Origin of the sequence: Flavobacterium psychroterrae (assembly GCF_018380615.1) — a bacterium.
GTDB lineage: Bacteria > Bacteroidota > Bacteroidia > Flavobacteriales > Flavobacteriaceae > Flavobacterium > Flavobacterium psychroterrae.
Genome location: NZ_JAGYVZ010000097.1, coordinates 1 through 262 on the forward strand (window position 1 = coordinate 1; position 262 = coordinate 262).

At 37.8% G+C, this 262-nt stretch carries 1 pseudogene; it reads left to right on the forward strand.

Going from position 1 to position 262, the window contains the following annotated elements:
* Window positions 1-262, forward strand: a pseudogene (locus KHA90_RS25220) (hypothetical protein); the annotation flags it as partial.

A 262-nucleotide genomic window follows, 5' to 3' on the forward strand; every position in this document is an offset into this window, starting at 1 on the left:
TCGGAACAATTGTTTAAACGTTTTCAACAGCAAGTAATTACTAAATTTTGGTTCTCAGACGGACAAGGTGTGACGGTAAAGCGTGATGATAACAAAATGAACACTGATTTTATACTCGAAAACAAATCAAATCTTAAAACGGTTGAAGAGTTGCAAAAAGCTTGGTTGGCAGCGGTCAATATATGGAACGATAAACAACACCCTCATTTTGAAATGAGCCGTAGTGAGGTTTATCAGCACGAAATGCCAATGAAGGAGCCTT